The organism is Gryllotalpicola kribbensis, from assembly GCF_039538245.1.
In the GTDB taxonomy this organism is placed as follows: domain Bacteria; phylum Actinomycetota; class Actinomycetes; order Actinomycetales; family Microbacteriaceae; genus Gryllotalpicola; species Gryllotalpicola kribbensis.
In genome coordinates, this window is record NZ_BAABBX010000017.1 from 16,166 (window position 1) to 35,152 (window position 18,987).

Annotated in this window: 18 protein-coding genes; 8 read left to right on the plus strand and 10 right to left on the minus strand. The window is 70.5% G+C overall.

What is annotated here, in order from left to right; translation table 11 throughout:
- The first annotated feature begins 1 nt into the window (after position 1).
- Positions 2-1,087, plus strand: a complete 1,086-nt coding sequence (locus tag ABD716_RS15350) for a LacI family DNA-binding transcriptional regulator (RefSeq protein ID WP_344778467.1) — start codon at positions 2-4, stop codon at positions 1,085-1,087.
- Between the two features lie 7 nt (positions 1,088-1,094).
- On the opposite strand, the gene ABD716_RS15355 is transcribed toward ABD716_RS15350, so the two are convergent.
- Entirely contained in the window at positions 1,095-1,886 is a 792-nt protein-coding gene (locus ABD716_RS15355; protein ID WP_344778469.1) for an SDR family NAD(P)-dependent oxidoreductase, read from the minus strand.
- Positions 1,887-1,968: 82 nt separating this feature from the next.
- On the opposite strand from ABD716_RS15355, the gene ABD716_RS15360 reads away from it, so the two are divergent.
- From ABD716_RS15360 to ABD716_RS15390, 7 genes are all read left to right on the plus strand, one after another.
- Entirely contained in the window at positions 1,969-2,994 is a 1,026-nt protein-coding gene (locus tag ABD716_RS15360) for a LacI family DNA-binding transcriptional regulator (protein ID WP_344778471.1), read from the plus strand.
- A gap of 241 nt (positions 2,995-3,235) precedes the next feature.
- Positions 3,236-4,618, plus strand: a complete 1,383-nt coding sequence (locus tag ABD716_RS15365) for an ABC transporter substrate-binding protein (protein WP_344778473.1) — start codon at positions 3,236-3,238, stop codon at positions 4,616-4,618.
- Positions 4,615-5,583, plus strand: a complete 969-nt coding sequence (locus ABD716_RS15370) for a carbohydrate ABC transporter permease (protein ID WP_344778475.1) — start codon at positions 4,615-4,617, stop codon at positions 5,581-5,583. Before ABD716_RS15365 ends, ABD716_RS15370 begins: the two co-directional genes overlap by 4 nt.
- Positions 5,583-6,371: a carbohydrate ABC transporter permease gene (locus tag ABD716_RS15375; RefSeq protein ID WP_344778477.1), complete on the plus strand. Its 789-nt coding sequence runs from the start codon at positions 5,583-5,585 to the stop codon at positions 6,369-6,371. Before ABD716_RS15370 ends, ABD716_RS15375 begins: the two co-directional genes overlap by 1 nt.
- A gap of 31 nt (positions 6,372-6,402) precedes the next feature.
- On the plus strand, positions 6,403-6,759 hold the full coding sequence (locus ABD716_RS15380; RefSeq protein ID WP_344778479.1) for a tautomerase family protein: 357 nt from the start codon (positions 6,403-6,405) through the stop codon (positions 6,757-6,759).
- Complete coding sequence (locus ABD716_RS15385) at positions 6,756-7,850, plus strand: NAD-dependent epimerase/dehydratase family protein (protein WP_344778481.1); 1,095 nt, start codon at positions 6,756-6,758, stop codon at positions 7,848-7,850. The genes ABD716_RS15380 and ABD716_RS15385 overlap by 4 nt, the downstream gene beginning before the upstream one ends.
- Entirely contained in the window at positions 7,847-8,839 is a 993-nt protein-coding gene (locus tag ABD716_RS15390; protein WP_344778483.1) for an aldo/keto reductase, read from the plus strand. Before ABD716_RS15385 ends, ABD716_RS15390 begins: the two co-directional genes overlap by 4 nt.
- 14 nt (positions 8,840-8,853) lie before the next feature.
- Here the strand turns inward: ABD716_RS15390 and ABD716_RS15395 are convergent, their stop codons facing one another.
- From ABD716_RS15395 to ABD716_RS15435, 9 genes are all read right to left on the minus strand, one after another.
- Entirely contained in the window at positions 8,854-9,867 is a 1,014-nt protein-coding gene (locus tag ABD716_RS15395) for a LacI family DNA-binding transcriptional regulator (protein WP_344778484.1), read from the minus strand.
- A gap of 11 nt (positions 9,868-9,878) precedes the next feature.
- Complete coding sequence (locus ABD716_RS15400; RefSeq protein WP_344778485.1) at positions 9,879-10,997, minus strand: Gfo/Idh/MocA family protein; 1,119 nt, start codon at positions 10,995-10,997, stop codon at positions 9,879-9,881.
- Complete coding sequence (locus tag ABD716_RS15405) at positions 10,994-11,716, minus strand: ThuA domain-containing protein (RefSeq protein WP_344778487.1); 723 nt, start codon at positions 11,714-11,716, stop codon at positions 10,994-10,996. The genes ABD716_RS15400 and ABD716_RS15405 overlap by 4 nt, the downstream gene beginning before the upstream one ends.
- Before the next feature lie 32 nt (positions 11,717-11,748).
- Positions 11,749-12,753: a sugar phosphate isomerase/epimerase family protein gene (locus ABD716_RS15410; protein ID WP_344778488.1), complete on the minus strand. Its 1,005-nt coding sequence runs from the start codon at positions 12,751-12,753 to the stop codon at positions 11,749-11,751.
- A 44-nt stretch (positions 12,754-12,797) separates the two neighbouring features.
- Entirely contained in the window at positions 12,798-13,988 is a 1,191-nt protein-coding gene (locus tag ABD716_RS15415) for a Gfo/Idh/MocA family protein (protein WP_344778490.1), read from the minus strand.
- 83 nt (positions 13,989-14,071) lie between these two features.
- A complete protein-coding gene (locus ABD716_RS15420; RefSeq protein WP_344778492.1) occupies positions 14,072-15,076 on the minus strand; it encodes a LacI family DNA-binding transcriptional regulator in 1,005 nt (334 codons plus the stop codon).
- Entirely contained in the window at positions 15,073-17,145 is a 2,073-nt protein-coding gene (locus ABD716_RS15425; RefSeq protein ID WP_344778494.1) for a GMC family oxidoreductase N-terminal domain-containing protein, read from the minus strand. Before ABD716_RS15425 ends, ABD716_RS15420 begins: the two co-directional genes overlap by 4 nt.
- Positions 17,146-17,149: 4 nt before the next feature.
- A complete protein-coding gene (locus ABD716_RS15430) occupies positions 17,150-18,022 on the minus strand; it encodes a carbohydrate ABC transporter permease (RefSeq protein WP_344778496.1) in 873 nt (290 codons plus the stop codon).
- On the minus strand, positions 18,019-18,978 hold the full coding sequence (locus tag ABD716_RS15435) for a carbohydrate ABC transporter permease (RefSeq protein ID WP_344778498.1): 960 nt from the start codon (positions 18,976-18,978) through the stop codon (positions 18,019-18,021). The genes ABD716_RS15430 and ABD716_RS15435 overlap by 4 nt, the downstream gene beginning before the upstream one ends.
- Positions 18,979-18,987 lie beyond the last annotated feature (9 nt).

Genomic DNA, 18,987 nt, shown 5'->3' on the forward strand with positions numbered 1-18,987 from the left:
GGTGACGAATGAGCTTGCCGAGGACCCGACCTCTGCAGCGCCCGCCCCGCGCGCCACCCGTGCCACCCGTGCCACCCGTGCCACCCGTGCCACCCTCGCCGACATCGCGGCGCTCGCCAGCGTCTCGGTCGCGACGGTCTCGAAGGTGCTGAACGGGCGCGACGGCGTCTCCGACGAGACCCGCGACCGCATCGACGCGCTGCTCGACGCCCGCGGCTACAGCCGGCGGACGACCGCCCACCGGCCGGCGCCCGTGATCGACGTGCTGTGCTTCGACATCGCCAGCCCCTTCAGCGCCGCCATGACCGCCGCTCTCGAGCGCGTCGTGCGGCGTGCCGGCAGGGGCCTCGTGATCTCGGGGGCGGAAAACGACTACGGCCCGCCTGCGGGCTGGGTCGACGGCGTGCTCCACCGCGACTCGCTCGGCGTCATCCTGCTCCTGTCCGAGCTGAGCCCCCGCATCAAGACGCGGCTGCGCAGCCGCGACATCCCGGTGGTCGCGATCAACCCGTTCGGGCCGCCGGCGGCGGATGCCTCATCCATCGGCTCCGCTGATTGGAACGGCGGCTTCCTCGCCACCCGTCACCTGCAGGAGCTGGGCCACACGAGGATCGCGATCATCAAGGGGCCAGACGGCATGCAGGCGGCGGCGGCGCGCCTCGCCGGCTACCGCACGGCGCTCGAGACGGCCGGCATCCGCGTGCGCCCGGAGTGGATCAAGCCCGGTCGCTTCGTCCACGCCGACGGCTACGCGCAGGGGCGCGCGCTGCTCGAGCTCGAGGAGCGCCCGACCGCCGTCTTCGCCTCGAGCGATCTGCAGGCCCTCGGCGTGTACGACGCCGCGCGCTCGCTCGGTCTCGACATCCCCGGCGATCTCTCCGTGATCGGCTACGGCGACCTCTCGGTCTCGCAGTGGGCGAGCCCGGCCATGACCTCCGTGCACGTGCCGATCGCGCAGATGGCCGAAGCGGCGATGACGCTCGTCGAACGGTCACGTGAGCAGCCCGGGCTCTCGTTCCGGCACGTCGATCTGCCGACGGAGCTCGTCGTGCGCGCGAGCACGGCTCCCCCGCGGCGAGCCTCGTAGCGCGGCCTCACATCCAGCCGCCGTCGACCACCCAGCTCTGCGCGGTGCACATGCGCGAGTCGTCTGCCGCGAGCCACAGCAGCAGGCGGGCCACATCGGCCGGGTACAGCAGCTCGGGCAGGCACTGCGCGGCCATGATCTTCGCCCGCTCGGCGTCGCCGACCCAGTTCTCGAGCTGCCGCGGCGTCATGACCCACCCGGGAATGATGCAGTTCACGCGAATGCCGTCAGCACCGAACTCGCGCGCCAGGGTGCGGGTCAGCCCCTCGATGCCCGCCTTCGCCGTGATGTAGACCGGCAGCTCGACGAGGTCGATGTGCGCGCTGATCGAGCCCAGGTTCACGATCGAGCCGCCGCCCGCGGCGCGCATCATGGGACGGACCGCCTGCGCGGCGAAGAAGTGATGGCGCACGTTGACTGCGATGCCCTCGTCCCACCCGGCGACGTCGATGTCGTCGACGGCGCGGCGCGTGTCGTTCGCGGCGTTGTTGACGAGGACCGTGATCGGGCCGAGGCGGGCGGATGCCTGCGCGATGGCGCTTTGCAGCGCGGGCACGTCGGTCACGTCGACCTCCAGGAACAGCGGCTCAGGCCGGCCCCGGGCTGCGACCTCGGCGGCGAGCGCCGCGCCGGCCTCCGCGTCGACGTCGACGAAGGCGACCCGCGCCCCCTGCGCGGCGAGCTGCGCGACGAACTCGCGCCCCAGCCCGGTGGCGCCGCCGCTGACGAATGCCGTGCGCCCCGCGAGGGACGGGTAGCGCGCGAAGGCGTCGGCCTGCGGGTGATCGGTCATCGTCATTGCTAACCTCTGGTGCACAAAGTTTCTCGGCTTGGAAGAAACGTATCGTCCCGCCGAACCCGAGAGTAACGCGAGAAGAAGCATGAGCACACCCGCAGCCGGGCGCCGAGGCCGCGCCACCCTCTCCGAAGTCGCCACGCTCGCGAGCGTCTCGATCGCGACGGTCTCGAAGGTGCTGAACGGCCGCTCGGGGGTCTCCGAAGAGACCAGGAGCCGCGTCGAGGCGGTGCTCAACGATCGGAACTACAACCGGCGCGCCACGGCACAGAGCACCGCGCCGCTCGTCGAGGTGCTCTGCTTCGAGATCGACAGCCCGTTCGGCGCAGCCGCGATCGCGGGCATCGAGCGGGTCACGCGCGAGCAGGGCATCGGCATGGTCGTCAACGGCACGCTCGACAGCCATCAGCCGCACCCGTCGTGGATCGAGGGCGTCGTGCGGCGGCAGCCGGCCGGCGTCATCCTCGTCGCGGCGCAGCTCAGCGAGAAGGTCAGGACCCGGCTGCGCAGCCACAACATCCCGGTAGTCATGATCGACCCGTACGGCGCGCCCTCGACCGATGCCCCCTCCGTCGGCTCAGCCGACTGGAACGGCGGCTATCTGGCAACCTCCCACCTCATCGAGCTCGGCCACAGCAGGGTCGCGATCATCACCGGGCCCGACGACATGCTGGCCTCGACGGCGCGGCTCTCGGGCTATCGCGCGGCGCTGGACGCCGCCGGCATCCCCATTCGACGCGAGTGGGTCAAGCCGGGCAAGTTCCACCACGACGACGGCTACGAGCAGGGTCTCGCCCTGCTCTCCGGCGACGACCGGCCCACGGCGATCTTCGCCTCGAGCGACATCCAGGCGCTCGGCGTCTACGACGCGGCGCGCGCACTCGGGCTCGACATCCCCCGCGACCTCTCCGTCGTCGGCTACGACGATCTTGCGATCGCGAAGTGGGCGGGCCCCGCGATGACGACCGTGCACGTTCCGCTCGCCGAGATGGCCGAGCAGGCGATGCAGCTCGTCACCCGACTGCACGACGAGCCCGAGCTCGCCTACCGGCGCGTGGACATGGCGACGACGCTGGTCGCCCGCGACAGCACGGCCGCGCCCGGCGCATAGCCACACACCCGCCGGGGCGCGCACGGCGGCCACGGCCACTGTCATGGCCACGGCCACGACCGGATAACGAAACATTTCCTGTTTTGCAGGAAACCTTGACGCTGATTTTCGCCGTGATTACCTTCATCCCCGAGTGACAACGGGGTCCGCTCGCGCGCACCCCAGCCTCGAATCACGCCAGGTCCCCCGGCCGGGCGCTCACCCGGGCACGACGACGTGCCCGCGACCAACGAGGAAGAACATGCGATTCCCATTCCGATCGAAGAGCGTTCTCCGATCGCTCGCCGTCCTCGCTGCGGCAGGCCTCGCCGTGACGGGCCTGGCGGCGTGCAGCGGCGGCGGCGCGAGCCAGGGCGCGGCCGGCTCCGCCACCAAAGGCACCATCAACTGGTGGGGCTGGACCCCGACCAACACCGACGAGGCGAAGGGCTTCATCGCCGCGTTCAACAAGCAGTACCCAGACATCAAGGTCAACTTCAAACTGGTTGGCATCTCCGACTACCAGGCCGCGATGCGCCCCGCCCTCGCCTCCAACAACGGCCCGGACGTCTACGACCTGCAGCCCGGCGCGTACGTGCAGCAGTTCGGCAGCTACGCCGAGGACCTGACCCCCGTCGCCAAGAAGGCCCTCGGCAGCGACTGGAAGTCGAAGATCGCGAAGATCGCCGTCGACGGCCTCAGCTCGAAGGGCAAGCTCACCGCCCTGCCCATCGGCTCGACCTTCGCCGGCTCGCTCTGGTACAACGCCGATCTGTTCAAGAAGTTCGATCTGCAGCCGCCGAAGACGCTCGACGAGTGGAAGCAGGTCTGCGCGACGTTCAAGGCGAACAACGTCGGATGCTTCGCCCAGGGCGCCTCTCAGGAGGGTTTCGACCAGGACACCCTGCAGGCGATCGCGAACTCGGTCGACCCGGGCTTCTGGACGAAGGCCTCCAAGGGCGACGAGAAGTGGGACTCCCCGCAGATCGTCAAGACCCTGAGCATCTGGAAGGAGCTGTTCACGAGCGGCATCATGCAGGAGGGCGCTCTCGGCGCCCAGCAGTACCCCGACGTGAACAACGCCTTCCTGACCGGGAAGTACGCGATGGTCATGATGGGCAGCTGGTACACCCAGTACGCGACAGAGGCCGCCATGACCCAGGCCATCTCGGCGGCCGGCGTCGCGGGCGCCAAGCCGTTCCCGATCCTGCCCATGCAGTTCCCCGACGTGGCAGGCAAGGGCAACACGAGCGAGATGTTCGGCGATGCCGACTACGGTCTCGCGGTGGCCAGCAAGTCGAAGAACCGGGCGGCCGCCGAGACCTTCGTCACGTGGATGGCGACCAGCAAGGACGGCCAGCAGCAGATCGCCGACCGACTCGACACGACGCCCGTGCTCGCCGGCGTCGCCCCGAACTTCGACAAGATCGCGTTCGTCGACCCGAGCATCCAGTCGGGCCCCGTGAACGACTATCTCAAGGGCACGGCGAGCGTCGACGAGCCGCGCTTCGCGCTCCTCAACGCCGACATCGAGAACGCCTTCCTTGCGGCGGCGCAGTCCGTTGCGAGCGGCAGTGCGACTCCGCAGAAGGCGGCGGCGACGCTGCAGCAGGCCGCGGACGCAGCGAAGGCAGCGAACGGATGACGGTCGCCTCACAACGCCTGACCGCGAGCGGGGTCGGCTCATCGAGCCGGCCCCGCCGCCGCCTCACCGCCCCCGGCCTGCCCTGGATCCTGCCGGCCCTGGTGCTCTCGGTCGGGCTGATCTACTACTGCATCGCCTACACCGGCTACATCTCGACCCTCAACTGGGACGGCGCGAGCCCCGACAAGATCTCGGTGGGCGCGCAGAACTACCTGAACATCGCCCGCGACCCGATCTTCTGGCGCGCGATCTGGCACACGGTCGCGTTCTTCGTCGTCACCTTCGTCGTGCAGACCGTGCTCGGCGTCGTCTTCGCCGTGATCATGCACTCGCGCATCCGGCTCGCGGTGCTCTACAAGGTCGTCGTGTTCGTGCCCGTCGTGCTCGCCCCGGCGATCATGGCGCCGGTCTTCCGGCAGATCTTCGCGGCCGACGGGCAGCTCAACTGGCTGCTCGCGCACGTGGGGCTCGGATTCCTGGCCCAGCCCTGGATCGGTCAGGAATCCACCGCGCTGCCGGTCATCATGGTCATCACCATCTGGCAGTGGACCGGCCTCACCTTCGTCCTCTACTACGCCGCGATGAGTCAGATCGACCAGTCGCTGCTCGAGGCGGCGCGCATCGACGGCGCCGGCAATCTGCGCACCCTGGTCAGCATCATCTGGCCGAGCCTGCGCGGCACGACGGTCGCCCTCGCGATCCTGGGCGCGATCGGCGCGCTCAAGACCTTCGATGTGCCGTGGCTCGTCACGATCGCGGGCCCGAACAACGCGACCCAGTTCCTCGGCACGTACATCTACCAGATGACCATTCAGCTGGCCCACGTCGGCTACGGCGCCGCGCTCTCGATCGTGCTGCTCGTGATCGCCCTCGCGATGGCGATCGTGCTGCAGCTCGTCGGCCGCGAAGACGGCGGCGGGCGGGCCGGCCGCGCGGCACGGCGCCGCGAGAGGGAGGGCCGCTGATGTTCGAGGTCCGCAGGTGGTGGAGCAAGGGCATCCTGCAGCTGGTCGCCACGCTGCTCGTGCTGCCGTATCTGCTTCCCCTCGTCGCCATGGTGCAGGGCTCCTTCCAAGGCGACGGCTGGGGCAACTACCGCGACGTGCTGCAGGTGCCCGGCTTCTTCCGCTTCTTCGTGAACAGCGCGGTCATCGCCGCGGGCGTCATCGTGATCGTCTACGTCGTCACGATGCTCGCGTCCTACGGATTCGCCAAGCTGCACATCCGCGCCCGCGAGGTCTACTTCTGGCTGCTGCTCGCCTGCCTCACGCTGCCCGAGGTCGTGCTGCTCACCCCGCTGTTCACGACGACGCAGACGGTGGGGCTGTTCAACACCTACTGGGCCGTCATCCTGCCGCTCGCGGCGCTGCAGGTGCCGTTCGCCGTGCTGCTCACCCGCAACTTCATCAACGGCCTGCCCGACGAGATGTTCGAGGCGGCCCGGGTCGACGGGGCGAACTCGGTGCGCGGTTTCCTGTACCTCGTGATCCCACTGACCCGGCCCATCGCGGCGGCGGTGCTCATCTTCACGCTCATCGGCGCGTGGAACGACTACCTCATGCCGCTCGTCTTCCTGCAGTCGCAGGACATGCAGACCATCACCCTCGTCCCGCAGTTCTTCGTCGGCGAGTTCAGCAACGACCAGACCAAGATCCTGGCCTCGGCCGTGCTGACCGCGATCCCCGAGGTCGTCGCCTACCTGTGCCTGCAGGGCCTGTTCGAGCGCGGCCTCTCGGCCGGCGCCATCAAATGAGTCGCTGAAGAGCGCACCCCAAGGAGAACGAATGCCACTCATCCAAGTCGACCTCGACGCCGAGCTGTACGCCCGCAGCGGCGATGCCATCGGCGACGCCGTGCACCAGGCGCAGATCGACGCGCTCGGCATCCCCGCCGACGACCGCTTCCAGGTGTTCCGGCCGCACGCGGCGGGCGAGCTCAAGTTCGACCCCGGCTACAACGGGGTCGACCGGCAGAAGCTCCTGCTCATCCAGGTCACGGCGGTGCACATGTACCCCGTCGCGGTGAAGCGCCGCTTCTTCGAGGCGGTGGTCGAGCGGCTCGCACCCCTCGGCGTGCGCCGCGAGGATGTGCTGATCTCGCTCGTCGAGAACGGCTTCGAGGACTGGTACGCGGGCAAGTGACGGACGGGACATACGGGATGCACGACCACGACAGCGCCGCGCTCGCGGTGCTCTTCATCGGCGGCACGGGAACCATCAGCGCGTCGTCCGTGCGGCTGGCCGTGGCGCACGGCTTCGCCGTGACGGTGCTGAACCGCGGCGCCAACGGGACCGGGCGCGAACTGCCGCCCGAGGTCGAATGGCTGACGGGCGATGTGACGGATGACGCATCCGTTCTCGCCGCGATCGGCGATCGCTCCTTCGACTCCGTCGTGAACTTCCTCTCCTACGACGAAGACGACGTCGCGCGCATGGTCGCGCTGTGGAGCGGCCGCACCCGGCAGTACGTGCACATCAGCTCGGGGTCGATCTACGCGAAGCCCGTGCTCAGCACGCCGATCACGGAGTCCACCCCGACGGCGCCCAACCCGCCGCTGCCGTATGCCACCGCGAAGTGGCGCGCCGAGCAGGCGCTCGCGCGGGCGCATCGCGAGCAGGGCTTCCCCGTGACCGTCGTGCGCCCTTCGCACACCTATGACGACGCGAACCCCCCGCTGCCCGGCGGCTGGGCGGTCGTCGACCGCATCGCCCGAGGCGACGAGGTGCCGGTGCATGGCGACGGCACCTCGCTGTGGACGCTGACGCACGCCGAGGACTTCGCCCAGGGCCTCGTCGGGCTGCTCGGCAGCGACCGCGCGATCGGCGAGGTGTTCCACATCACGGGCGACGACGTGCTCACCTGGGACCAGATCCACACGCTGTTCGCGCGCGCGCTCGGGGTCGAGCCGCGCCTCGTGCACGTGCCGAGCGAGTTCTACCCCGTGGTCGCCCCCGAGTGGTTCTGGTCGGGCGAGTTCGTCGGCGATCTGGGCCACTCGGCCGTCTTCGACAACGCCAAGATCCGCCGCTTCGTGCCCGGCTTCGCGCCCAAGCTCACGTTCGAGCGCGCCGTGCGACGAATGCTGGACTGGCGCGCCGCCCACCCCGAGCTCGCGGTCGGCGACGCCGCGACGGAGGAGGTCCTGGGCCGCATCGTCGACGCCTACCACGCGGCGCGGCGGGCGTTCGCCGACCGGGCGCCGGCCGAAGCCACGGCGGGGGTCGCCTCGTGAGCACCTTCGACGGCGGCCGCGGCGCCCGTCTCGGTGGCGAGCCGGCGCTGCCGCGGCATCCCCTCGGCTCCACGGGTCTCGAGGTCACGGCGCTCTGCGTCGGCACGAGTCCGCTCGCGAGCATGAAGCGGCTGTACGGCTACGACGTGCCCGACGAGCGCGCCGTCGCCACGGTCGAGGCGGTGTTCGACAGCCCGATCCGCTTCCTCGACACCTCGAACGGCTACGGCGACGACGGCTCGGCCGAGCGCCGCATCGGCGCCGCGATCCGCGCCCGCGGCGGCCTCCCGGCCGATGTCGTGCTCGCCACGAAGACCGACCCCGATCCCGAGACGGGGTCGTTCGACGGCGCACGCATCCGGGCCTCCTTCGCGGAGAGCCTCGAGAGGCTCGGCGTCGACCGGGTGCCGCTGCTGTACCTGCACGACCCCGAGCGGATCTCCTTCGCGGAGGGCGTCGCGCCCGGCGGCCCCGTCGAGGCGATGGTCGCGCTGAAGGAGTCGGGCGCCGTCGACCACATCGGCGTCGCCGGCGGACCCGTCGACGTGCTCGAGCAGTACCTCGACACGGGGGCCTTCGACGTCGTGCTCAGCCACAACCGCTACACCCTGCTCGACCGCTCGGCGCAGCGGCTGTTCGAGGCGGCGCGCTCCCGGGGCATCGGCGTGGTCAACGCCGCGCCGTACGGCGGCGGCATGCTCGCCAAGGGGCCGGACACGCAGACGAAGTACGGCTACGGCGAGCGCGACGGGCGAGTGGCGGATGCCGCGCGGGCGATGCAGGCCGCGTGCCGGCGCCACGGGGTGCCGCTCGCGGCCGCCGCGCTGCAGTTCTCGCTGCGTGCGCCCTTCGTCGACGCGACCGTCGTGGGCGTCTCGTCGCCCGCGCGCGTCGCCGAGACGGTCGCGTACGCGACCCTCGACATTCCCGACGGGCTCTGGCCCGAGCTGGAATCCGTGGTTCCGCCCGCCGAGCTCTGGCTCGGCTAGCTTCCGCGCCGCGGCTACGCGCGCGGCGCCGCCGTCGAGCCGCGCACCACGAGCTGCGTCGCGAGGTCGATGCGCAGGTGCTCGTGCGCCGCCGTGTCGCGCAGCCGCAGCGCGAGCCGCGTCGCCTGCTCGGCCATGTCGGCCGTCGGCTGCCGCACGGTGGTCAGCGGCGGCCCCACCCACGCCGCCACCGGCAGGTCGTCGAATCCGATCACCGAGAGCGCGTCGGGAATGACGACGCCCGCGGCGCGGGCCGCCTCGTAGACGCCGAGCGCCTGCAGGTCGCTCTCGGCGAAGATGGCCGTCGGCGGCTCGGGCAGCGACAGCAGCGCCGCGCCGTGCTCGACGCCGCTCTCGAGCGTGAAGTCGCCCACGCGCACGTACTCGGGTGGCACGGCCACCCCGGCGGCATCCAGCGCCGAGCGGAATCCGGACAGGCGGGCGCGCGACATCAGCATGTCTGAGGGCCCCGCGATCACCGCGACCCGCGTGTGACCGAGCTCGAGCAGGTGCCGGGCGGCGAGGGTGCCGCCCGACCAGTTCGCGGCGCCGATCGCGGGCACGTCGGGCGGCGGGTCACCCGCAGGGTCGATGATCACGAAGGGGATGTTCCGCACGCGCAGCTGCTGACGCGAGTCCTCTGGCAGGCCAGACAGAACGAGCACCACACCGACCGGCCGGCGCTCGAGCGCGCCCTCGATCCAGTCGGGGGCGGGCGCGTGCCGGTCACCGCTCTCGGTGACGACCACCGACAGCCCGTGCTCGCGGGCGACGCGCTCGACGCCGCGGACGATCTCGAGCGTCCACTCGGTGCCGAGCTGCCCGAACACGACCTCGATGAGCGAGCTCGACTGCGCGGTGCCGCGGCGGTTGTAGCCGTGCTCGTGCAAGAGCGCCTCGATGCGGGCGCGCGTGAGGTCGGAGACCCCCGCGCGCCCGTTCAAGACCTTCGAGACCGTCGACAGCGACACGGCCGCCTCGTCGGCGATGCGGGAGAGCGTCGCGCGGTCGCTGCCCGAATCCGTCATCGGGACAGATCCTACGGCGTGTCCGAGAGGGGGACGGGCGCCGGCCGCTCGACCGTGCTCGTCAGCTCGACGGTGCGCTTCTCGTGCGCGGCCGTGAGGATCGACTCCATGATGTCGAGCACGTGGAAGGCGAGCTCGCCCGAGGCGCGATGCGGCGTGCCCGCGGCGATCGCCGCGGCGAGGTCGGCGAGGCCATAGCCGCGACCTGCGTCCCGATATCCCGCGGACTCCGGCACGGGCGCCCACTCCCCCGACGCCGCGGTGAACACCTCGACGGGGTCAGAGAAGCGGTTCGGGTCGGGCACCGCGAGCGTCCCCTGCGAGCCGTAGACCTCGAACAGCGGCGAGCGCGTCGCCCACACCTCGAAGCTCACCGTCACGCTCGACGCGACCCCGGAGGCATGCTCGAGCAGCGCCGTGATGTGCGTGTCGACATCGACCGGCAGCACGGTGCCCGCGTTCGGCCCGGTGGCGATCGTGCGCTCGCGCGCCGAGCGCCGGGCGACGCCCGAGACGCGCACGACGGGGCCGAGCAGGTGCACAAGGCTCGTCAGGTAGTACGGGCCCATGTCGTACAGCGGGCCGCCGCCCGGCTGGTAGTAGAACGCGGGCGCGGGGTGCCAGCGCTCGTGCCCCGGCGCCGACCAGTGCACCGACGCGCCGAGCACCTCGCCGATCGTGCCGTCGTCGACGACCTTGCGCGCGGTCTGGATGCCGGTGCCGAGCACCGTGTCGGGGGCGCTGCCGACGCGCAGCGCCCGACCCCGGGCATCGACGCCGCTCTGAGCGTCGATGAGCGGCTTGGCCTCCGCCGTCGAGAGCCCGAGCGGCTTCTCGGCGAAGACGTGCTTGCCCGCGGCGAGCGCGCGCAGGCCGACCTCCACATGCGCGGCGGGGATGGTGAGGTTGATGACGGCGTCGATGTCGTCCGAGGCCAGCAGCTCGTCGACCGTGCGCGCGACGACGCCCTGCTCGGCGGCCACCTCGGCCGCCCGCGGCTCGTTGAGGTCGGCGACCGCGACGAGCTTCAAGTTCGGCAGCTTCGGCAGGCTCGCGAAGTACTGCTTCGAGATCACGCCGACGCCGATCACGCCGACGCGCAGGACCTCGCTCGAGGCATCCGCGCTCATTCGTGGGCCCCCTCGTTCTCGGAGCCGCGCGCCGCCCACAGCAGGCCGCGCTCGATGATCGTGCGCACGTTGGGGTCGTTCACGACCTCGAGCTTGTGCCCGGGCGCCGAGACGAAGATGCGCCCCTTGCCCCACTGGCGGGTCCAGATCGCGGGCGCGGTGACCGGCCGGTTCCAGGCGTCCCACGGGCGCGCGGCCTGCGTGGTCGTCGCCAGCACGTCGTTGTATTCGTCGGAGAGCACCCAGTACTGCTCGGTGTGCAGCTCGAAGTCCTCGATGCCCTGCGTGATCGGGTGGGTCTTGCCGTACTCGGTGATGTTCACCGTGTAGTCGAGGTAGTTGTCGGACTGCTCGCCGGTGCGTAAGCGAGGCTCGATACCGGCATGGTGGGCGAACTGGCCGCCGATCATGTGCAGATAGTCGGCGTTGTTGCGGTACGAGTCGGCGATGCCGCCGTGCCAGCCCGCGAGCCCGGTGCCGTTCAGCACGGCGCGGCGCAGACCCGCGAACTCGCCGTTCTCGATCGTGTTCATCGTGTTGATCTGCACGATGAGGTCGACCGTGTCGAGGTACGCGTCGTCGGTGTACACCCGCGTTCCCTCGGAGACCCGGACCCGGAAGCCGTGGTCGGTGAGGAACGGGATGAACGAGTCGGTGGTCTCTACCGGCTCGTGGCCGTCCCAGCCGCCGCGGACGATGAGCGCATTGCGCTGCGTCATGCTTGCTTCTCTCTTATATCTAGGGTTCGTTGCTAGTTCTTGGTGCTGAACGCGGCGTCGAATGCGGTGGCGGATGCCTCGATCGCATGCTCGCGCACGAAGGCGAGCGCCTCGGGGGCGCCCTTCAGGCGGTCCATTCCGGCGTCCTCCCACTCGACCGAGAGGGGCCCCTCGTAGCCGATCGCGTTGAGCATGCGGAAGGCGTCCTCCCACGGCACGTCACCGTGGCCCGTGTTGATGAAGTCCCAGCCGCGGCGCGGGTCGGCCCACGCGAGGTGCGACGACAGCCGGCCGTTGCGGCCGTTGAGCCGCTTCTTCGTGTCCTTGCAGTGCACGTGGTAGATGCGGTCCTGGAAGTCCCAGAGGAACCCGACGGGGTCGAGGTCCTGCCACACCATGTGCGAGGGGTCCCAGTTGAGGCCGAACGACTCGCGGTGGCCGATCGCCTCGAGCGTCGCCTTGGTGGTCCAGTAGTCGTAGGCGATCTCGCTCGGGTGCGGCTCGAGCGCGAACTTCACGCCGACCTCGTCGAAGACGTCGATGATGGGGTTCCAGCGGTCGGCGAAGTCCTGGTAGCCGGCATCCACCAGCTCCTGCGAGGCGGGCGGGAACATCGCGACGTACTTCCAGATCGACGAGCCGGTGAAGCCCGTGACGACCTTGGCACCGAGGCGCGCGGCGGCGCGCGCGGTGTTCTTGACCTCTTCGGCAGCGCGCTGGCGGATGCCTTCTGCATCGCCGTCGCCCCAGACCGAGTCGGGCAGGATGTCGCGGTGACGCTGGTCGATCGGGTCGTCGCAGACCGCCTGGCCCTTCAGGTGGTTCGAGATCGCGAACACCTTCAGGCCGTTCTTCTCGAGGATGTCGAGGCGGTTCTGCACATAGTCGTCATCGACGGCGGCGCGGTTCGGGTCGAGGTGGTCGCCCCACGAGGCGATCTCGAGGCCGTCGTAGCCCCACTCGCCCGCGAGTCGCGCCACTTCCTCGAACGGCAGGTCGGCCCACTGGCCGGTGAACAGGGTGACAGGTCGTGCCATGGCTCAGCTCTCCTTTGAGGCTCTCGATGATTCCGGAATGCAGTTCAGGCGACGGGGGTCCACACGGCGTTCACCGCGGCGGAGCGCTCGACGGCATCGAGCACCTGCTGTACCCGCAGCCCGTCGTCGAACGAGGGCCGCGGCTGGCGGCCTTCCGCGATGTCGAACACGAGGTCGCGCACCTGGTGCGAGAACGCGTGCTCGTAGCCGAGGCCGTGACCCGTCGGCCACCACGCGGCCGCATACGGGTGCTCGGGCTCGGTGACGAAGATGCGGCGGAAGCCCTGCTCGCCTGCGGCGTCGGTGCCGTCGTAGAACTCGAGCTCGTTCAGCTTCTCGAGGTCGAAGACGATCGCCCCGCGCGAGCCGAAGATCTCGATCTTGAGGCCGTTCTTGCGCCCCGTGGCGTAGCGCGTCGCCTCGAACGACGCGACCGCGCCGCCCGAGAGCTGCCCCGTGAACCACGCGGCGTCGTCGACCGTGACCTGACCGCGCTCGTCGGAGGCGGTGCCCGAGAGCCCGACCGTGCTCTGCCCTTCAGCGGGTTTGGCGAGCAGGGGCCGCTCGGTGACGAAGGTGCGCAGGTAGCCCGAGACCTGCTCGACCGACTGGCCCGTGATGAACTGCACGGCGTCGACCGCGTGCGCGCCGATGTCGCCGAGCGAGCCCGAGCCGGCGAGCTTCTTGTCGAGGCGCCAGGTCATGGGGCCGTTCTCGTCGACGAGCCAGTCCTGCAGGTACGCGGCGCGCGCCTGGCGCACCTCGCCGATGCGCCCCGATTGCACCAGGTCGCGCGCGAAGGTGAGCGCGGGCACGCGGCGATACGAGAACCCGACCATCGAGCGGATGCCGCGCGAGGCGGCCTCGCGCGCGGCATCCGCCATCGCCTTCGCCTCGTCGACGGTGTTCGCAAGCGGCTTCTCGCACAGCACGTGCTTCCCTGCCTCGAGCGCGGCGATGGCGATCTCGGCATGGCTGTCGCCGGGCGAGCAGATGTCGACGAGGTCGATGTCGTCGCGTGCGATGACCTCGCGCCAGTCGGTGGAGGCCTCGGCCCAGCCGAGCTTCTCGGCGGCTGCCTGCGTCTTCGCGGCATCGCGCCCGACGATGACCGTCATCTCGACGCCTCGGGGCAGGTCGAAGAACCGGGGCGCGACGCGGAAGGCCTGGCTGTGGGCGGCGCCCATGAAGCCGGTGCCGATGAGAGCGACGCGCAGGGGATGGGGTGCAGTCATGGGACTCCTTCGTCTCTCAAGAAAGCTATCGCATTTTGGCGCGGTAGTTTTCGCGAATTCGTGCTCGGATCGCCCGCCCTGCCTCAGGCCCGCGGCGGCGGCGCCGTGCTCTCGCGCACGACGAGGCTCGTCGCGAGGTCGACGCGGGCGGCGCGCAGCGCGCCGTCCTGGGCGTCGAGCGCCAGCAGCGCCGCCTGCTCGCCCATCTCGGCGAGCGGCTGCCGCACCGTGGTGAGCGGCGGGCCCGACCAGTGGGCGATCTCGAGGTCGTCGTAGCCGACGACCGACACGTCGCGCGGCACCGACAGCCCCAGCATCCGCGCCGCCTCGAGCACGCCGAGCGCCATGAGGTCGTTGCCGGCGAAAACCGCGGTCGGCCGGTCGGGCAGCTGCAGCAGCTCGCGCCCGAAGGCGAGACCGTCCTCGCGGGCGAAGTTGCCCCAGCGCAGCGCGTCCTCGCGGAACGGCACGCCCGCCTCGTCGAGCGCGGCCCGGAAGCCCGACACCCGGGCGCGCGAGCACATCATGTCGTTCGGGCCGCCGATCACCGCGATCGAGCGGTGCCCCAGCTCGATGAGGTGCCGCGCGGCCTGCACCCCGCCCGACCAGTTCGCGCTGCCGACGGAGGGCACGTCGGGCGCCGGGTCGCCGGCAGGGTCGAGCACGACGAAGGGGATGCCGCGCAGGGCGAGCCGCTCCTTCGCCGACGTCGGCAGGTCGCTGAAGACGAGCACGACGCCCGCGGGCCGGCGGCGCAGCACTTGATCGAGCCACTCGGGGCCCGGGGTGTGCCGATTGCCGGTCTCGCTCAGCACGAGGCTCAGGCCGCGCGCCACCGCCGCCCGCTGCACCCCGCGGATGATCTCGATCGCGAACACCGACTCGACACGCTCGAAGACGAGCTCGATGAACGGCTGGCGGTGCCGCTCGGCCGGCGGGCTGTAGCCGTGGGTGCGCAGCGCCTGCTCGACCCGCGCCCGCGTCTCGGCCGAGACGCCTGAGCGCCCGTTCAGCACCTTCGACACCGTCGAGGGCGACACCTCGGCCGAGCGCGCGATGTGGGTGAGCGTCGCCGCGGACCGGCTCATCGCGGCCAGTCCTCGATGAGCCGGCTCGCGACGCGGAACGCGTTCGCGACGATCGTCAGGGTCGGGTTCACGCTGCCGTTGGTCGGGTGCAGCGATGAGTCGCAGACGACCACGCGGCGCGTGCCCCAGAGCCGCCCGAAGCGGTCGGTGGCGCCCGTCGCCGGGTCGTCGCTCATGCGTGCCGTTCCGCAGCTGTGCTCGCCGGCGGCCGACGCCGTCGCCGTGCCGACGAGCCGTCGCACCTCGCGGGCGCCGGCTGCCTCGAGCCACGCGGCGCCCTCCCGCGCGAGCCCCGCCTCGACCTCGCGGGACGCGCCGTGCACGTCCTTCCGGATCCGCGCGCCGGGCTTCCCCCAGCGGTCGAGCACACCCGCCGCCAATGAGACCCGCGAGCTCGGCAGCGGGATCTCCTGCCCCATCGCGAACACGCCGAACGAGTGGGCGCGGCCGTCGCGCATCCACTCCTTGTGTCTGGCGCCCCACGCGGGGATCCCGGGGGCGGGCGCCAGCGCGCTCGTCAGCGGCAGCAGGCTCATCAGGTCGACGAGCACGCCGCCGCCCCACGGCACGCTCGCGGCGTGCACGTGGTCGAGCGTCGCGATCGAGTGGCCGGGGCCGATGAAGTTCTTCACCTTCTCGTCGACGGTGCCGAGCACGGTCGAGGTGCGGTGGTCGTGGATGTGCCGCCCGAGGTGATCGTTGCCCAGGCCGCTCGCGAGCAGCAGGCGCGGCGTCTCGACCGCACCCGCCGAGACGACGACCACGTCGGCGCGCACCGTGAGCCGAACGGGCTCGCTTCCCGGCGCGCTGGCGTTCGCCATGATGACGACGGATGCCCCGCCGGCGCCGTCCGTCACCTCGATCGCCTCGGCGTCGTACAGCACATCGCAGTTCCCCGTCGCGACCGCGCGCGGAATGAAGGTGTTGTGCGAGCCGTTCTTCGCGTTCACCGGGCACGCGTGCCCGACGCACTGGGCGCACCTGACGCAGGCCGGCCGGCCGTCGTGCGGAACGCTGTTGAGCGCGAGCGGAATCGGCCCCCACCCCCAGCCGAGCCGGTCGGCGGCCGCCGCGAGCAGCTCGCGCGCGGGCTCGGTGCCGAACGGAGGCATGGGGTAGCCCGCGCTGCGCGGCATCCGCCTCGTCAGCGCTCCCTCTTCGCCGGCCACGCCGAGCTCCCATTCGGCGCGGGTGTAGAACGGCTCGAGCTCGTCGTAGTCGATCGGCCAGTCGGCGAGGCTCGCCCCGTCCGGGTTGCCGTAGACCTCGCGCATCCGGAAGTCCTCCGGCATGAAGCGCCAGGCCATTCCCTGCCAGATCCGGCTGCCGCCGCCGAACGCATCGGCGTTCAGGCCGTAGCGGCTCGCATCGCCGGTTCCATCGATGACCTCGTCCCCGGCATCGCTCGAGTGCACTCGGGGGTGCCCGGCCCCCGGCCCCACGCGCACCGCGTACACCGCGTTGCGCTTGTCGTGCAGGTGGTCGCCGCGCAGCAGGCGGTTCGGCACCGCGGGCATCCGTTCGACGAGCAGCACCGACTTCCCCGCCTGGGCGAGCACCTGCGCGGCGACGCCGCCGCCCGGCCCGCTTCCGATGACGATCGCGTCGTAGTGCGCGGCGACAGATGCCGCATCGCGCCCGGCCGGAAGCTCGGGCTCCACGATCTCGGCGCCCTCGGGAACATGCCGGAAGCCGATCATGCCGAGCCCGACGGGGTCGCTGCGGCGCGCGTCCGCGGCGTAGAACCCCTCGAACGCGACGCGCCGCAGTTCGGCGAATCCCTCGGCGCCAGCCCCCGCTTCGAGTGCGCGCAGGATCGCGTCCTGCTCCGTGTCTGAGAGATCGGCGAAGCCGGCACCCGGCCGCGCGTCGGCCGCGCTCGCGTCGAGCCGAGCCGAGAGGGCCGCGAGGCCGGGAGCCGCCTCCAGCGGCTCCCGCCCCGCAACCCTCAGGTACTCGGAGACTCCCCCGCCCCAGCCTGCCGGCCAGGCATCCGCGGGGATGATGCGGTCGACCGCGGCGCGCAGCGCCCGGTCTTCGACGATCCCCTCCCGATCGTCGTGTGCCACGTCGTCAGCGACCTGCGAGCGAACCGCCGATGCCGCCCACGCTGAAGTAGCGGTTGAGCGCGGCGAACACGATGATCGGCGGCAGCATCATGATCACGGCGACGGCCATGACGTTGCCCCAGTCGGTCGCATTCTGTTGGAAGAACGTCTGCAGGCCGATCGGCAGCGTGTAGTTGACATCGCTCTTCAGGAACACGACGGCGATCAGGTAGTCGTTCCAGGCGAGCAGGAACGAGAAGATCGCGGTCGACAGGATGCCCGGAAGCGAGTTGCGCAGCACGACGCGCGTGAACGAGCCGAACACGCTCGCGCCGTCGATCCACGCGGCCTCTTCGAGGGTGATCGGAATCGAGTCGAAGTAGGCGGCCATCATCCAGATCGCGACCGACATGGTCGAGCCGATGTAGATGATCATGACGCCCGCGAGGTTGTCGTTGAGGTTCAGCTTCACGAACAGGAAGAACAGCGGGATGACCGCGGTCACGACCGGCAGCGACTGGATGACGAACAGGATCAGGGCGTAGCCCGAGATGAGCCTGCTGCGGCCGCGCGAGAGCACGTAGCCCGCGGGCGCCGCGACGGCGACGGCCACGACCACGGTGACGAGTGCGACCAGCAGGCTGTTCTCGAGCCAGTAGCTGAGGTTCGTCGCGGTGAAGATGTGCCCGTAGTTCGCGAACGTGAGCCCCGTCTCGGTCGACCCGAAGGCCGGGGTGAGCGACAGGATGAAGACCGCGACGACCGGCACGATGACGACGGCCGTGATGAACAGGATGGCGAGGAAGCGCCACCACTTGCCGCGCTCCCCGAGTTCGCCGAGGCGGCGGCGCTTGCCGGAGATGCCGGCGAGGCGGATGTTGGCGGTTTCGGTGGTCATTCGATGCTCGACTTTCGGATCTGGCGGTACAGGACCACCGAGACGATCACGAGGACGATCGTCATGATGAAGGCGATGGCGACACCCGGGCCGACCTGCTGGTTGGCGAACACCGTCTGGTACGCCATGACGACGAGCGACTGCGTCGCGTTGACGGGCCCGCCGCCGGTCAGGAGGTAGATCGTCGGGAAGTCATTGACGCAGAAGATCGTCATGAGGATCCAGCTGACGTAGGTGGTGCGCGAGATCATCGGCAGCGTGATGCGCGTGAACGTCTGCCACGTGCCGGCGCCGTCCACCTTGGATGCCTCGTAGACGTTGGTGTCGACCGCGGCGAGGGCCGAGCTGAGCATCATCATCATGAAGGGGAAGCTGATCCACACCTTGAAGATGCAGACGAGCACCTGCGCCGCGAGCGGGTCGCCGAGGAACGAGACGTCCCCGAATCCGATCGCCTTCGCGATGACGGGCAGCGGGGCCTGGGGCGTGGCGACCAGCCAGTTCCACGCGGTCGCCGACACGACCGTGGGCACGACCCACGGAAGCAGGAGCAGCACCTTGAACACCGGGTTCGCGGGAATCCTCGTGCGCAGCAGCAGCGCGATGCCGAGGCCGACGGCCCAGCTGCCGAACACGCCCACGACGGTGAAGATCACCGTGAAGCGGGCGGCGCGCCAGAAGTCCGCGGTCTGCAGCACCGTCAGGTAGTTGCGCAGGCCGATGAAGTTGCCGGGCTGGATCAGGTCGCCGTCGTGCACGGACTGGAAACCTGCGTAGATCACCGGGTACAGGTTCAGCAGCAGCAGCAGGAAGAGCGACGGCAGCGCGAAGAAGAAGAACGTGGTGCCGTGGTTCAGTGCCTTGTTCCGGCGATTGCGCGCCGGCGCACCTCCACCCCCGACGCCCACACCGTTCCGCGCCCTTTGCAGGCTGCGGGTGACCGACTCGGTCGTCATTCAGAAACT

Excerpts from the sequence above, each read along its gene's own strand:
- ABD716_RS15410 (WP_344778488.1), bottom strand. The coding sequence starts at position 12,753 with ATGGCACGACCTGTCACCCTGTTCACCGGCCAGTGGGCCGACCTGCCG.
- ABD716_RS15360 (WP_344778471.1), top strand. The coding sequence starts at position 1,969 with ATGAGCACACCCGCAGCCGGGCGCCGAGGCCGCGCCACCCTCTCCGAA.
- ABD716_RS15395 (WP_344778484.1), bottom strand. The coding sequence starts at position 9,867 with ATGACGGATTCGGGCAGCGACCGCGCGACGCTCTCCCGCATCGCCGAC.
- ABD716_RS15400 (WP_344778485.1), bottom strand. The coding sequence starts at position 10,997 with ATGAGCGCGGATGCCTCGAGCGAGGTCCTGCGCGTCGGCGTGATCGGC.
- ABD716_RS15365 (WP_344778473.1), top strand. The coding sequence starts at position 3,236 with ATGCGATTCCCATTCCGATCGAAGAGCGTTCTCCGATCGCTCGCCGTC.
- ABD716_RS15430 (WP_344778496.1), bottom strand. The coding sequence starts at position 18,022 with ATGACCACCGAAACCGCCAACATCCGCCTCGCCGGCATCTCCGGCAAG.
- ABD716_RS15370 (WP_344778475.1), top strand. The coding sequence starts at position 4,615 with ATGACGGTCGCCTCACAACGCCTGACCGCGAGCGGGGTCGGCTCATCG.
- ABD716_RS15420 (WP_344778492.1), bottom strand. The coding sequence starts at position 15,076 with ATGAGCCGGTCCGCGGCGACGCTCACCCACATCGCGCGCTCGGCCGAG.
- ABD716_RS15375 (WP_344778477.1), top strand. The coding sequence starts at position 5,583 with ATGTTCGAGGTCCGCAGGTGGTGGAGCAAGGGCATCCTGCAGCTGGTC.
- ABD716_RS15405 (WP_344778487.1), bottom strand. The coding sequence starts at position 11,716 with ATGACGCAGCGCAATGCGCTCATCGTCCGCGGCGGCTGGGACGGCCAC.
- ABD716_RS15355 (WP_344778469.1), bottom strand. The coding sequence starts at position 1,886 with ATGACGATGACCGATCACCCGCAGGCCGACGCCTTCGCGCGCTACCCG.
- ABD716_RS15415 (WP_344778490.1), bottom strand. The coding sequence starts at position 13,988 with ATGACTGCACCCCATCCCCTGCGCGTCGCTCTCATCGGCACCGGCTTC.
- ABD716_RS15435 (WP_344778498.1), bottom strand. The coding sequence starts at position 18,978 with ATGACGACCGAGTCGGTCACCCGCAGCCTGCAAAGGGCGCGGAACGGT.
- ABD716_RS15380 (WP_344778479.1), top strand. The coding sequence starts at position 6,403 with ATGCCACTCATCCAAGTCGACCTCGACGCCGAGCTGTACGCCCGCAGC.